The sequence below is a fragment of the Halohasta sp. A2 genome (assembly GCF_056175805.1).
Genome location: NZ_JAQFWV010000018.1, coordinates 1 through 12,868 on the forward strand (window position 1 = coordinate 1; position 12,868 = coordinate 12,868).

General features: G+C 59.9%; 13 protein-coding genes. 5 read left to right on the forward strand and 8 right to left on the reverse strand.

Annotated features, from left to right (window positions below):
• Positions 1-208: 208 nt before the first annotated feature.
• Positions 209-343, reverse strand: coding sequence for a hypothetical protein (locus O2S87_RS07405; RefSeq protein WP_475408163.1), 135 nt, complete (start codon positions 341-343; stop codon positions 209-211).
• A 228-nt stretch (positions 344-571) separates the two neighbouring features.
• Here O2S87_RS07405 and O2S87_RS07410 point away from each other — a divergent pair, with 228 nt between their 5' ends.
• The gene (locus O2S87_RS07410; RefSeq protein ID WP_475408164.1) at positions 572-1,408 is read left to right on the forward strand and encodes a hypothetical protein; all 837 of its coding nucleotides are present in this window, start codon (positions 572-574) and stop codon (positions 1,406-1,408) included.
• A gap of 102 nt (positions 1,409-1,510) precedes the next feature.
• On the opposite strand, the gene O2S87_RS07415 is transcribed toward O2S87_RS07410, so the two are convergent.
• Together O2S87_RS07415 and O2S87_RS07420 are read right to left on the reverse strand one after the other, a co-directional pair.
• A complete protein-coding gene (locus O2S87_RS07415) occupies positions 1,511-3,637 on the reverse strand; it encodes an HsdM family class I SAM-dependent methyltransferase (protein ID WP_475408165.1) in 2,127 nt (708 codons plus the stop codon).
• Positions 3,638-3,771: 134 nt separating this feature from the next.
• Positions 3,772-3,996: a DUF8024 family protein gene (locus O2S87_RS07420; RefSeq protein ID WP_475408166.1), complete on the reverse strand. Its 225-nt coding sequence runs from the start codon at positions 3,994-3,996 to the stop codon at positions 3,772-3,774.
• Between the two features lie 99 nt (positions 3,997-4,095).
• Between O2S87_RS07420 and O2S87_RS07425 the strand changes: the two genes are divergently transcribed.
• Positions 4,096-5,889: a site-2 protease family protein gene (locus O2S87_RS07425; protein ID WP_475408167.1), complete on the forward strand. Its 1,794-nt coding sequence runs from the start codon at positions 4,096-4,098 to the stop codon at positions 5,887-5,889.
• A gap of 97 nt (positions 5,890-5,986) precedes the next feature.
• Positions 5,987-7,558: a heme-binding protein gene (locus tag O2S87_RS07430; protein ID WP_475408168.1), complete on the forward strand. Its 1,572-nt coding sequence runs from the start codon at positions 5,987-5,989 to the stop codon at positions 7,556-7,558.
• Between the two features lie 58 nt (positions 7,559-7,616).
• Here O2S87_RS07430 and O2S87_RS07435 read toward each other — a convergent pair whose 3' ends face one another.
• The 5 genes from O2S87_RS07435 to O2S87_RS07455 form a co-directional block, all read right to left on the reverse strand.
• On the reverse strand, positions 7,617-8,180 hold the full coding sequence (locus tag O2S87_RS07435; protein WP_475408169.1) for a DUF502 domain-containing protein: 564 nt from the start codon (positions 8,178-8,180) through the stop codon (positions 7,617-7,619).
• A 254-nt stretch (positions 8,181-8,434) separates the two neighbouring features.
• Positions 8,435-9,490, reverse strand: coding sequence for an aldo/keto reductase (locus O2S87_RS07440; RefSeq protein WP_475408170.1), 1,056 nt, complete (start codon positions 9,488-9,490; stop codon positions 8,435-8,437).
• A gap of 66 nt (positions 9,491-9,556) precedes the next feature.
• The gene (locus O2S87_RS07445) at positions 9,557-10,000 is read right to left on the reverse strand and encodes a CBS domain-containing protein (protein ID WP_475408171.1); all 444 of its coding nucleotides are present in this window, start codon (positions 9,998-10,000) and stop codon (positions 9,557-9,559) included.
• Positions 10,001-10,063: 63 nt separating this feature from the next.
• Entirely contained in the window at positions 10,064-10,351 is a 288-nt protein-coding gene (locus O2S87_RS07450) for a hypothetical protein (protein ID WP_475408172.1), read from the reverse strand.
• A gap of 32 nt (positions 10,352-10,383) precedes the next feature.
• Positions 10,384-10,755, reverse strand: coding sequence for a TrmB family transcriptional regulator (locus tag O2S87_RS07455; protein WP_475408173.1), 372 nt, complete (start codon positions 10,753-10,755; stop codon positions 10,384-10,386).
• A 350-nt stretch (positions 10,756-11,105) separates the two neighbouring features.
• Here O2S87_RS07455 and O2S87_RS07460 point away from each other — a divergent pair, with 350 nt between their 5' ends.
• A complete protein-coding gene (locus O2S87_RS07460; RefSeq protein ID WP_475408174.1) occupies positions 11,106-12,041 on the forward strand; it encodes an acyltransferase in 936 nt (311 codons plus the stop codon).
• Positions 12,042-12,053: 12 nt separating this feature from the next.
• The gene (locus tag O2S87_RS07465) at positions 12,054-12,794 is read left to right on the forward strand and encodes an Nmad3 family putative nucleotide modification protein (RefSeq protein ID WP_475408175.1); all 741 of its coding nucleotides are present in this window, start codon (positions 12,054-12,056) and stop codon (positions 12,792-12,794) included.
• The last annotated feature ends 74 nt before the right edge of the window (positions 12,795-12,868 follow it).

A 12,868-nucleotide genomic window follows, 5' to 3' on the forward strand; every position in this document is an offset into this window, starting at 1 on the left:
AGCGCAAGCGGAGTGGTCGTTGTTTTCGGCGACGCACAACCTGTTGAAGCTGTGGCGGTCCGGCCGAGGGCCGAACGGCCACGAAGTAGCAGACACGATCGCCAGATAGCTGAGTTTGCCTCTCTTTTTGTCAACGCTGCTGGATCGGTTGAGCAAATTATACTGCGGTGTCTTCGACCGATATCGATGACTGAGAGTGTGAGAATTCTTAGACAGGCTCCTCTGTTTCTGTTATTTCTCCCGTTGCCGTTTCCATTGCCGCCACCGTTGCCGTTGCCGTTTCCATTACCGCCTCCACTGTTGTTTCGATTTCCTCGGTCTCGACCCCTATCGTGACCCGCATTTCTGTATCGTTCAGAATGAACACCTACAATCGTGAGTTCAAACGTTTCATTTCTCATATAGTCGTCGCCAGGTTCGTGATTGTCCAGGTCGACGCTGATATCATCAGAACTAATTGAAGCGTGTTGTTCTACTACGTGCAGATCTTCTCCGTCGAAGAAACCGAGAGCCGAATCAGATCTGAAAATCGAGCCGACAGACTTAGGAAACGACACTCACAGATGCGTGTATGAACAGACGGAACGTTCTTGTAGCCATAATTACGGGAGGCGTCATCGGTGCTGGGGGGTATACAGCGTGGGCACGCTCGAGCAGTCAGGAGTATCCACCGTATCCCGACAGTGAGACGAGTGATTTCTCGGGCTCCGAAGACACGATAACGGACACGTTCGAGTTGATCAACGACGGGCCAATGGTGTTCGAAGTCGACCACGAAGGCGACGACCGGTTCGTCGCATGGGCAATCGACGAAAACGAGGAGTTCGTCCAGGGCGGTCCTACGGTGCAAGCAGTCGGACCGTATGGCGGGCTGTCGATTCACGACCTGCCAACCGGCACCTACAGTATCGAGGTCGAAGCCAGCGGCGAGTGGACCGCTACCGTGCACGATCTCCCGGTCTACGAGGACGGAACGGGACTGTCACTGCCAATCGAGTACGACGGCGTGCTCGGCGACGTGATCGGACCGATCGACTTCGGCGAACCCCAAACTGTCGAGTTGGCCGTCGAGTTCGAGTCCGACGAGGGCCAGAACTTCGTCGACCTGATCGACCGCGAGGGGGAAATGGTCGGCGAACTGTTCGAAACCCGCCAGCTGGGTGACGACGACCAACCCGATGAAGAAAGCGAGTCGGACGACACCAACGAAACCGAGAGTTCGAACGAAACGAGTGATTCAGACAGCACAACGGATTCCGAAACCGACACCGAAAACGAGTCGACCGAGTCCGACGGCTCGGAATACTCGGAAGCGACCGAACGAACGGTCAGCGTCGATGTCGGTGGTGTCGGCTACATTGCGGTCGAAAGCGGTAACAACTGGACAGTGTCGATCACCCCCGAGTGAGACCTACGAGTCTTTCCTGTGGTCGACCACTCGGACCGCGCTGGATTCTTGGACCGCGCTGGGTTTCCGAATTGCCCAAACCGTTCGAACCACATGGATCAGTTAGTTTCGGACCATTCGCAGGAAGCTATCGATTTCGTCGACTGCCGTCTCGGTCGACTCACCATCGCGGGCGGCCACGCGTAACCGATCGAAGCGCTCGGCTAACCCGCCGACCGTCTCGTTGTCGAGACCCCGTGGGTCAAGCACCGGTACGCCTTCCAACTCGTTGGGTTCGATCTTGTCCATCCCCGATGAGTAGGTCCGACCTGACCGCCGAACGACCTCGCTGGCGAACCCACTATTTAAATACGCCAGCAACGCCCGTTGCTCGGTGTCGGTGAGGTCGACGTCGAGATACAGACCGTGCAGATTGCTCAGCGTCCGGGCGTCGGTCTCGTTTTTTATGAACCGACTTCCACCGCGGCTCATGTAGGTGACGACGATCGATGGCGGATCGCGGCGGTCGACGACGTACCAAGGTGTTCGATGCTGGGCGAGATAGCCGCTGTGGGCGGCAACCTCGTCCGAGCGGCCGTGGCGGAGGTAGTCGACGATGCCATTGGCCTGGACACTGTCACCAGATTCCTGGTAGGCGGAAATCCTATGGTTCTCGCCGTGGTTACTCGCCTGGAGTTGGCTCACGATCTCGGCGTCCAGCCCAGTGAGATCGTAGAGTACCCAGACCTCACGGCCCGCATCGCGGTCGGTCGCCCAGTCGTCGACGGTGTACTCATAGCCGGGGACACTCCGAGCGTTGCGGATGATCCGCGCGAGATACTGTTCGTCGATGTTCCACTCGTCGACCTCGGCTTGGGTCAGACAGAAAAAATCGTTCTGGCCGGTTGCGATGCCGCGGGTGACGTGACCGAGTTCGGAGAGCGAAACGAGATCGCTCGTCTCGATATCGAGCGGATCGAACAGCCCAGTCCATTTGTCGGTTGGTTCTAGTTCGGCCTGCGGGACGACATTGATAAACCCCCACTCGGTCTCGCCCTCACGATCACCCTCGATGGCCGCCAGCAACGCGTCCTCGCTGGGGTCACCGTCGACGCGAATAAAACGGGTGAGTGCGGTCGGCTCGCCGTCTGGTTTTTCGACAAAACTAACCAGGCTCGTGGTCATCGCCTCGTCGAACTTCGATCGGTCCTCGCGGTCGAACAGGACCAGCGCACGGATGTCGAACGCGGTGGCCAAAAACCGCTTGAGTGATTCACCGTAACTCGTTTCGAGGAACTCACTTGGTGTGATGAACGAGAGTCGACCACCCGGTGCCAGAAACTCGGCGGCGTGGTAGTAGAAGTAGGCATACATCGGCGACAACGCACTGACGGGACCGTCGACCTCGGCTTCGGCCTGTGTATTGATCCGGCGTTTATACGCCGCATCGAGTTCGTGGTGCCGCGAGTACGGAGGGTTCGAAACGATTGCGTCGACGCCGCCGTCGACAACCGAGGTGTCGGTAGCCAGAAAATCCCCGATACGTAGGTTGTGTGGCTCGCCGTGATCCAACAGTGCCAGCGAGGTCGACGCCATGACGAGCGCGAGTTCGTTGAGATCGATCCCGTAGATGTCGGCCAGTGGCGGTTGGTCGACGAGTTCCTGTTTTTGCGTATACATTGCGGCCGCCAGCGCACCAGCACCCATCCCCGGGTCCAACACTGTTTCGGTTCCGTCGTCGATCAGCCACGCGGCCATCAACGAGGCGATCGACGGTGGCGTTCGGAACTGGCCGAGTTTGCGTCTCGACGCCTGGGGCGTGAGCGATTCGAACAGTCGACCGACCTCCTCGCTTGGCTCGGTGGCGTCGACGAGGCTGTGGCGTGCTGCGACGAGAGCCAAAAGATCGGACTCGTCGACCAGTGCGGCCACTCGGTCGAGCGCGTACTCGGCGAACGCTGGATCGTCGGTCTCGGCATATGCGTTTGTAAATCCACTCCAGAGGTCCGACGGGAGTTCGGGGAGTCGACCTTGGTGGTGGTATCGCTCATAGAGTGTTGCCTTGAGGAGCGTGCTGAAGGCGGCCTGTCGGGCGACGATCTCCCGGGGATTGTATAGACGATCGAGCCCGTGGAGGTCGATCCAGTCGTCAATCTCCGTTCGATCCGGCTTGGCACTCGCCTCCAGGCGGTCGACGATGAGACGTGCTGTCGTTCGAACCGCGGAGTCGGGAGAAGACTGCCGAGCCATGGATGTATGTGATTGGCCGTTCAGTCATTAAAAATGACTCGTCGTCCAGCCCAAAGCCTGTCTGTGGCGACTCCGATACGCAGTGGAATGGCCGCCCCTCGCGTGGGCGAGACAAATTGTATTGTGAGCGTCGACTACTCGATTCTGTCGCCGGGGCCACGGCCGAGCCGTGGCACTGGGAGTCCGAGTGCACCGAGCACCGAGTAGCCCATGACGGCCACCGCGAGCGTTATGAAGGCGGTTCCGGTTGCAACGATCACCGTCGAGATGGGGTCTCGAAGCGCAACCTCAGCGAGTAGGCCGGGCATCTCAATCGCGTCGAACAACAAGCGGACGATGAAGTCGACAAAGGCGTTCATACCGAACAGTAGTGAGTCGGGGTATATGTGTGTTCATGTCTCGCGGTCGACTGACACAGACCCGAACCGCTTTCCTGTGTGGGTGACCAACGGGATTCAATGAGTACTCTGCTTTGGATTCTGACGGGGATCTTGGCCTACTCCCTCGCGGCGGTCGTTCTCGACCGGCGTGGACTGTTGCCCGACTATCTGAAGGTCTCGGGCCCCATGATGACGATTCACACCAGTCGTGGGCGAGCGTTTCTGACGTGGTTGGCACGGCCGAAGCGTGCCTGGCGGGCGCTCGCCAACATCGGCGTTGGAATCACCTTGGTGACGATGGTCGGGACGTTCCTCTTGCTGATTTTCCAGAGTGTCACGATTATCCAATCACCGCCGGCCGAAAGCGCTCTCTCGGACCCACGCAACGCGCTGGTAATACCCGGTGTGAACGAATTCCTGCCGCTTTCGGTGGCACCCGAGATTCTCGTTGGCCTGCTGGTTGGACTCGTCGTCCACGAGGGCGGACACGGCCTGCTTTGTCGCGTCGAGGACATCGAGATCGATTCGATGGGGCTGGCGCTGTTCGCACTGTTGCCGATCGGGGCGTTCGTCGAGCCCGACGAAGAGAGCTCGAAAGCCGCCAACCGTGGGGCCCGAACCCGAATGTTTGCGGCGGGCGTGCTCAACAATCTCATCGTTACCGCTCTCGTATTTGGACTGCTGTTCGGGCCGGTCGGCAGCGCCATCGCCGTCTCGCCGGGTGCGGCCGTCGGCGGCGTCTTCCCGGGGAGTGCCGCGGAGTTTGCCGACATCGAACAGGGAGATCGCATCGTCGCCATCGACGGCACGACGGTCGACACTCCGGCCGAGTTCACCGACGCACTGGCCGAGATCGACGCAGAGACGATCGAGGTCGAACTGGCCGACGGCGAGCGCGTGACAGTCGAACGCTCGGCGCTGGTTACAGCGATCTCCGAAAGCTCACCGTTCGCTGGCGAGGAGGGGCTGACAATCAACGATACGATCACGGAGGTCGACGGAACCGCAGTCACCACTGAAGCCGAAATCGCGGACGCCGCCGAAACCGAATCGGTCGTCGAGCTAACGTATCGAGACAGCGAAACTGGCGACGAGCGGTCAGTCGAAGCCCCACTCGGTGTGCTGACGACGATCTCCGAAGACGGACCGCTGAACGAAGCTGGCGCCACTGACTCCGAACGAGTCGTCGTCACGAGCATCGCCGACGAGCGAATCCTGAATTCCGAAGATATCGCCGAAGCACTCGAGAACCGCGAGGCCGGCGAGACAGTCGACGTCGTCACCTACAGCGATGGCGAGCGCGAAACGTACAGCGTCGAGCTCCAACCCAACCCGCAGGATGACGACGACGTGATCGTCGGCATCGCTGGCGGAGTCGGGAGCGAACCGTTGAGCGGAATCACCGTCGACAGCTTTGGAGTCACAGCGTACCCGGCCGAGAACTTCCTCTCGATTCTGACCGGCTCGTTCGGCGACAGCATCGGTGCCTCGCTCGCGCTGTTGCTCATACTGCCGTTTGCCTCGATCGTCGACCCCGCGTTGGACTACAACTTCGCGGGCTTCGTCGAGAGCAACGCGGCGTTCTACGAGGTCGTCGGTCCGCTGTCGGTTCTCGGCGAGGGAGGTGTGTTCCTCTTGGCCAATATCCTGTTTTGGACCGGCTGGATCAACATCAACCTCGCGCTGTTCAACTGTATTCCGGCGTTCCCGCTCGATGGTGGACGGATTCTCCGCACGTCGACCGAGTCGATCGTCTCACGGCTGCCGGTCGGCTCGAAACCCGAGTTCACGCGGGCGATAACCACCAGCATCGGGATGATCATGCTGATCAGTCTCGTGCTGATGATCTTCGGGCCGCAGCTGTTGAGCTAACGACCAGCTATTCTTTATAAAGGGTGTTCTCAACAACCGGGGCGTTCGAGCCGGACAACACGCAAGGTCCATAGTTCAGGCGACCGAACGGTCAGCCATGGTCGAGGCACCACAGACCGACGAAGGCTGGTACATGCTCCACGACTTTCGGACGATCGACTGGGACGCCTGGCGAGCGAGCCCCCAGCAGGACAGAACGCGAGCGGTCGACGACGGAACGACCTTTTTCGAGGCCAGCGAGACCGTCGACGAGGGTGAGTCAGCCATCTTCTCGATTCTCGGCCACAAAGCCGACCTACTTGTGGTCCACCTGCGGCCCACGCTGGACGAACTCTCGCAGGCCGAACGCCAATTCGAGTCGACCGCGCTCGCTGGGTTCACCGACCAGTCGGCCTCCTACGTCTCTGTGACCGAGGTCTCGGGTTACGTTTCGGATGCCTATTTCGAGGAGGACCAAGAGGTCGACGCCGGGCTCAAAGGCTACATCGAGGGGAAACTCGAACCCGAGATTCCCGACGACGAGTACGTCTCGTTTTACCCGATGAGCAAGCGCCGCGGCGAGACACACAACTGGTACGACCTGCCGTTCGACGACCGCGCCGAACTCATGAGCGGCCACGGGAAAACCGGCAAACAGTACGCTGGCAAGATCAAACAGATCATCTCCTCGTCGGTGGGGTTCGACGACCACGAGTGGGGCGTCACCCTCTTTGCAGCTGAGCCGACCGACATCAAGGACATCGTCTACGAGATGCGGTTCGACGAGGCCACCTCGAAGTACGGCGAGTTCGGCTCCTTTTATATTGGTCGACGCTTCCCGCCGTCGGATCTGAGCGCATATCTCGCTGGCGAGGCGGTGCCGACCAGCGAACACGAGGGCTCCGGCGACAGTCCGCACGGTCACGCTCACGGTCATGGCGATGTCGACCACGACCACGGCCACGGCGACGGCGATCACAGCCATTCGCACGGTGAGGCGCACCACGGAGACGGTCACGCGCACAGCGATGGTCACGCGCACGGGGATTCGAATCACGGAGAGTCACATCACGGCGAGTCGACGAGCGACGAGGACCCGGCCGACGACGCGTCGATCCGCGGCCAGTTGGCTGACCTCGACATCTACGCGGGCAAACCTCACGGCGAGGACGTGTATGCCACCGTCCTCTACTCGGCGGCCGACCGCGAGGAACTGTTCGAGGAGGTCGACGGACTCAGAAAGAACTTCGATCACTACGGTTCGCACGTCAAAACCGCCGTCTACGGCGCGAACGACGAGAGTCGAACCGCGGTCGTCTCGATCTGGGAGACCGCGAGCGCGGCCGAAACCGCCGCGGGCTTCCTCTCGGAACTCCCCGAGATCGTCGAGCGCGCCGGCGAGGAGTCAGGATTCGGAACCATGGGGATGTTCTATACGGTCAAACCCGACTCGCGCGAGGATTTCGTCGACAAGTTCGAGACGGTCGGTGGCGTGCTCGAAGAAACCGAGGGCCACATGAACACGGATCTGATGGTGAACACCGAGGACGAAAACGACATGTTCATCTCGAGCCAGTGGCGCTCACAGGACGACGCGATGGGCTTTTTCCGATCCGATGACTTCCGCGATACCGTCCAGTGGGGTCGAGACGTGCTGGCCGACCGCCCACGACACGTCTTTTTGGCCTGAGTCGACCGAAATCCTGTCGGCTCCAGTTCGACATTTATAAGCAAAATAAGCAAAGAGATTAGCGGTCGCTCTGTTCGGCCTCTCCATACCCACAGCTCAACAATCGCACCAGCACGTCCATCAGCGATTCGTCGGTCTGAATGAGTTTGTCCGGGTCGACCGCGGCGACGAACCCGGCTGAAATCTCCGGGGCACCCGGGATAAAGAGAATGACCTTCCCATCGGACGTCTGGTGGCCCGTTTTGAACGCGGCCAGCCGACAGCCCTCCCAGAGCTCGATTTTGACGGGCTGTTGAATCGACTGGTACTGGTCGACGAGCGTCTCCAAGGTGCGTTTGATCGCGTTGTAGAGGACACGAACAACCGGGAACCGATTGACGAGATCGACGACGAACTGGTCGAAGAGCCGACCCACCGCGGTCCGCATGAGTCGGCCAAGCACGAACAACACGACCCCCAGGAGTGCGAACACGACTACCACTCTGAGCGCCGGAGGAATCATGAACGCGACCACCGCAAACGAACTCAGTACGGAGTAGGACCACCAGACAATGATGAAAAACAGCGTAAACGGCGTGAGCGTTACCAACCCTTTCACAAAGGTCTCGCGGAGCACGCTCATGAGTGGTCCAGAGCGAATACGGGTTCAGTAGCCGATCGACCAACCGAAACGGTGCCGAGAGTCGTACAGATAGCTGCCGCAAACCCATACGCCGAACTCCCAGTCATGGTGCATCAAACGGGTTTCGTGAGTATCAATCTGTTCGTTGGTGGTGATATGCGGCCGACTGGGAACTCAAAAGACAAGTGGTAGTTACGCCGAAGCGACCGGGTGTTGTGACTGAACTGCGGTGGCCGATGCGAGGTGGCTACTGTTTAGTCGCCAGCGACCTTGCGAGCCAGTCCCGCATTTCTCAGGTCGTCACCGTCGACTGACGAGCGCAGGCTGTCCATCCCGTCGAACCGATCGATGCCGAAGTTGGTCTGGTAGAGCTCGTCGACGCGGTCGACTTCCGCGTCGGTGAGCGGGACCTCGGAGGCCGCTGCCCACTCGGTGATGTCGGTTTTCGTCCGGAACGTTGGCGTAACGCTGGCGACCGGCTCGTGGCTCAACAGATAGGCGATCGAAGCCTGGCCCATCGTCCGTTTTCCGTCCGCCTTCAGGAACTGGAGCGTTTCGAGCTTCTCCCAGCCGGTTTCGTACCACTCGTCGGGCCGAAAGCCCCGGTGGTCGCCGGATTCAAGTTCGGTCTCGGGCGTCACCTGTTCGTTGAGCAGCCCCGACGAGTGGGGCACCCGCGGGATAAGACTGGTCGACGAGCCCGTCTTTTCGATTGTGTCGAGGAAGTGGTTACCGACTTCTTGCTCGAAGAGGTTCCAGACCAGTTGAAGCGAATCGAACTCCTGGGTGATCGCCATATCGCCCTCGGCCAGCCAGCCGATCGAGGGGCCAAGTGCCCAGCCCGTCGCCTGGATTGTTCCTTCTTCCTTGAGTTCGTCGAAGACTTCGAGAACGTCCTCGTCGACCTCATCAACATCTGCGTTGTGAAGTTGAAGCAAGTCGACGCTGTCGACACCGAGGCGGTCGAGGCTTTTTTCAGTCGCCTCGCGGATGTACGCTGGCGTGATCTCCTTAGGGAGTTCGCCGTGGCCTGCCTGCGGATGGTTATAAAAGTCGTAGCCGATCTTGGTAGCGAGCGTGACTTCGTCGCGGCGGTCGGCCAGTGCCTTGCCGAGCAGTTCTTCAGAGTTGCCGTGGCCGTAGACGTCGCCCGTATCGAAGTAGGTGATTCCCTCGTCGATGGCGTGGTGGACCATCTCGATTGCCTCGGCTTCCGTGCGGTCGCCCCACCAGTCGGTGCCGACGACCCACGCGCCGAAGCCGATCTCGCTGACCTCAACACCGGAGTCGCCGAGTTCTCGGTACTGCATGCTCGCGCATAGGAATGCGAGGCACTTAGCGAAACTGGTTCGTTTTCACGCAGTGAGAATCGTCTCTCACGGCCCACCACGCCACTCGTCAGGGTCGCGTCTCCCGTGGCCCTTCTCCAAGTCACGAGCCTCTTGTAATAGCTCACCGTGGTTCCGAACGATATCGGTCATCGTGAGCATGCCGACAAGATCGAACGCCGAGACTACCGGGAGCTTCTTGACTCCCTCTGTGTGCATCCGGCCGATCGCGGTCTGAATCGTCGTCTCGGGTTCGATCGTGATCAGCGGTCGACTCATTACCTTGTGGACTGGAACCTGATCGAACGCTCGATTGGCCGCGTAGCCGACCCGAAGCGCGTCCATCTCGGTGATGATCCCGGCGGGCGTCTCGTCGCTTACGACGACAACGCTCCCGACGCCGTTGTGGAGCATCTGACCCGCAGCCCCCTTCATCGTCGCCGTCGACGGAACAGTCACGAGTTCCGTACTCATCAGTTCCTTGACGCGCATACGTTCGACTCACAGCCGACCATCATTGCTGTTTCGGCGAGCACAGCATCGGATACAGGTGGGCTACGTCTCGGCGTTCAACAGCTGCCGAGCTAACAAGACCAATCCGTTGGTTTTACCGGCCGCACAGATCGATTGTTCGTCGGCCGTTGGTTCCGTCCCTGTGAAGACACTGAAAAGTACTGTCTGCTCATCGACAAGAAGGAGCCGAGAGGTAGCGGTCGACTCGGTCGCGGCGGTATCTGTGAGTCTGACTCTCGAAAGGGGTAGCTGGTCGGAATCGACGTACTCCACGCCGGACATCCGAGCGTCGTCATCCAGCTCACCGCGAACACTGACGATGACGTTCACACCCCGGTTTCGTGTCTCTGCGAGCGCCGCAGTCAGCTCAGCGTCGACGAGCTCGGCGTCGACGAGGTTTCGTCGAGACTCGCTGGCTCGATGGTTTCGAGCGTTTCTTGAACCGATCGAAGCCGTGATTCGTACGTTCGCCGGAGCATGTTGGCCGCCTCGTCGACCGAGACCGCTCGGAACAGTTTCGGGCTTGTGTGTTGGACCGCGACCAACCCCTTGGTTTCGAGCACACTGACCGCGTCGTAGACCCGTGTACGTGGAACGTCGGTGATCTCACTGATCTCTCGTGCAGTCGCCTGGGGCACTCGTGACAGCGCAACGAAGCACTGTGCTTCATATGTCTTGAGTCCAAATTGTTTGAGCTGTTCGATAACGTCGGTTTCAGTCGCAGTTTCATTCATGGGTCCCAACCATTGCCGGCGATACCGGCCTCTGAGTGACGTTATCACTGAGTACAAAAGTGGTTTGTCTTTCATATCATTTTTTGTGAATAATGTGCTGAAACTGCCCGTTCGAAACGCTGGCTCGAACTCGCTCGGACAAACTGTAACTCGAATAATCACATATTAATACATTGATTGCAAAACAGTAATGTGGTACGCCCCTTGGTATTTCGGTCCCAACCATCTACCAGCCGTACCACACGCGGCAGATCCCTCGCCCGCCGCGTTTTACGAGTCACCAGCCCTCGACTGGACGCTTCGGCCACACAACCGAATTCCTTTATATACTCGCGGCTTACTGCCACCCAATGACGAAGCGACACGTGTCACTGCCTGCGGATGCAGCCGTGGGGGTCCGAGGCTTTATCGACGATGTCGACGAGCGGCTGTCCTCGGACGAAGACACCTGTGCGGTCGTCGAGGACGTACTCGTCGACCTGTTCGGTGACCGGGAGGCCTACGAGGCCTGGCAAGCAGGCGAGTCCGTCTCGCCGGCGACCAGAGTGCGACTCCAGGGCTACGACCCGTGTAATGCGACCGTCGAAGCTGAGTACTACGCCGAAAAGGATGAACAACAGTTCAAGCGGTCGAAACACCTCCAGTGGCTCTGGCGGCAGTTCGACGCCACGCCGATGGCCGACAACGTCGAGTTCGCCCTCGGCTTTCGCCAGATGCTCGCCAACCACCTGTTTGCAGAGTGTGGTGACAACTGTCGATTCTTCAAGGGCATTAGCTTCACATACGGCCACAACATCACTGTCGGTGACAACACGGTCGTCCACGACGACGTCCACCTCGACGACCGCGGCAAACTCACAATCGGGGATCGAGCCTCAATCTCCGACGGCGTCCACATCTATAGCCACGACCACGACATCGTCGACCAGACGTCGGTCCGAAACTACCACACCATCGTCGAAGACAACGCCCGTGTTACCTACGACTCGATGATCCGTGCGGGCTGCCGGATCGGCGAAAACTCGATCGTCGGCGCGCGTGCGGTCGTCCAAGGCGACGTTCCCGACCACCACATCGTCGTCGGAATGCCTGCAAAGAGCGTCAAAATCAAACCCGGCTGGGAGTCCGTTGCCGAACCGGTCGACGACGGTCGCCTCGAGACGCGCCAGACCGACCGTGAAATCGAATACGAGATCGGCAACGAAATCGAGATCTTCGACGAGTTCCAGCGGTCGCTGTCGCCGCCGGGTGCCGAGCCACCGACGAATCGGCCGGACGCCGAGTAGTCACTCCCTACCGTGGCCAAAAGCATCGCAATCAACGTCGGGGCCAACACCAACCTCCCAGGTGTCCGCGGTCCGATCTATCCGGACGGCAGCTTCTGTTATCTTCCGATTCCAGAGCGTGAGCCGACACGTGCGCCAGTGCCGACGTATGCGGATCTCCTCGACGAGCTCGATTCCCTCCCGTTTTCACTCCCCGAGGAAACCCACCAGCGTCCGGTGCATCTCGATCCCTCGTTCGCCGAGTATCCCGGCTGTTCGGCGTACACCTACGGCGACGAACATGCCGTCAAAGCTGGCCCGCTGTCGACGCTCCAGCCGGGTGACTCGCTGTTGTTTTATGCGACGTTGGGTCGTCACGAACCACCGGCTGACGTCGACGTTGGTCCACCGGTCGACTGGGTCGCCCCCGAGTGGGGTGCCTACCTCATCGGCGAGTTCCGCGTCGACCGTGTGTTCGATACGGCGGCCTGCGATCGACTTACCGAGTTCAAGCGCCACGGGGTCGCAACCAACGCCCACTGCAAGCGCGACCCGTTCGATGCGAAAGTGCTCGTCGTCGGTGGGACCGGTTCACGGCTGTACGAACGGGCAGTCCCGCTGAGTGCGGCCGACAGCGGGTCAACCGCCAACCGACTCGTCACCGAACTCTCGAACGATTCGGGTGCGGGTCCGTGGTGGCGTCGACGGCTCTGGTTCGACGACGAGGCGACCGCGGAGCTTCGAACGATCGTCGACGAAACCCTCCAGCGATAAGCCAATATAAATATGTCAGTGGTCGCTGAACAGCCGCTATGCAGAGTCGTTCTTCACAGCGACCGGTAACTGAC

What these genes read in the sequence shown, in the direction of transcription:
- O2S87_RS07405 (WP_475408163.1), bottom strand. Translation starts at nt 343, where the DNA reads ATGCGGGTCACGATAGGGGTCGAGACCGAGGAAATCGAAACAACAGTG.
- O2S87_RS07410 (WP_475408164.1), top strand. Translation starts at nt 572, where the DNA reads ATGAACAGACGGAACGTTCTTGTAGCCATAATTACGGGAGGCGTCATC.
- O2S87_RS07415 (WP_475408165.1), bottom strand. Translation starts at nt 3,637, where the DNA reads ATGGCTCGGCAGTCTTCTCCCGACTCCGCGGTTCGAACGACAGCACGT.
- O2S87_RS07420 (WP_475408166.1), bottom strand. Translation starts at nt 3,996, where the DNA reads ATGAACGCCTTTGTCGACTTCATCGTCCGCTTGTTGTTCGACGCGATT.
- O2S87_RS07425 (WP_475408167.1), top strand. Translation starts at nt 4,096, where the DNA reads ATGAGTACTCTGCTTTGGATTCTGACGGGGATCTTGGCCTACTCCCTC.
- O2S87_RS07430 (WP_475408168.1), top strand. Translation starts at nt 5,987, where the DNA reads ATGGTCGAGGCACCACAGACCGACGAAGGCTGGTACATGCTCCACGAC.
- O2S87_RS07435 (WP_475408169.1), bottom strand. Translation starts at nt 8,180, where the DNA reads ATGAGCGTGCTCCGCGAGACCTTTGTGAAAGGGTTGGTAACGCTCACG.
- O2S87_RS07440 (WP_475408170.1), bottom strand. Translation starts at nt 9,490, where the DNA reads ATGCAGTACCGAGAACTCGGCGACTCCGGTGTTGAGGTCAGCGAGATC.
- O2S87_RS07445 (WP_475408171.1), bottom strand. Translation starts at nt 10,000, where the DNA reads ATGCGCGTCAAGGAACTGATGAGTACGGAACTCGTGACTGTTCCGTCG.
- O2S87_RS07455 (WP_475408173.1), bottom strand. Translation starts at nt 10,755, where the DNA reads ATGAATGAAACTGCGACTGAAACCGACGTTATCGAACAGCTCAAACAA.
- O2S87_RS07460 (WP_475408174.1), top strand. Translation starts at nt 11,106, where the DNA reads ATGACGAAGCGACACGTGTCACTGCCTGCGGATGCAGCCGTGGGGGTC.